Annotated in this window: 1 pseudogene; it reads right to left on the bottom strand. The window is 43.8% G+C overall.

Annotation, left to right across the window (positions count from 1 at the left end):
• Positions 1-66: 66 nt before the first annotated feature.
• A pseudogene (locus PZE06_RS27735) lies at positions 67-306 on the bottom strand (dihydroorotase); the annotation flags it as partial.

The following is a 306-nucleotide window of genomic DNA, read 5'->3' as shown; positions in this document are numbered from 1 at the left end:
CTGAGCTCGAGAGCATTCTTTAACATGTCAAGTTGCTGAAATTACTAAGAGAATATCACTTTCTTTATCGTCCTCACATAATAGAAGATGATGGGGCGTTACTTCAGCTGTTACCTTTATTCCCGCCCGTTTCGCATCACGTACAACTCTCACCGATTCCTTCGTACTTATATGACAAACATGGTAGTGGCAATCGGCGGCCTCTGCTAACAGAACATCACGTGCAATATGTACAGATTCGCACACAGAGGGGATTCCATTAATGCCTTGTTTCTTTGAAAAAGCTCCTTCGTGGACAGCCCCTTT

The organism is Robertmurraya sp. DFI.2.37, from assembly GCF_029211245.1.
In the GTDB taxonomy this organism is placed as follows: Bacteria; Bacillota; Bacilli; order Bacillales; family Cytobacillaceae; genus Robertmurraya; species Robertmurraya methanolica_A.
Note: the sequence above shows the minus strand (reverse complement) of the source record. Positions and strands in the feature narration are given on the sequence as shown.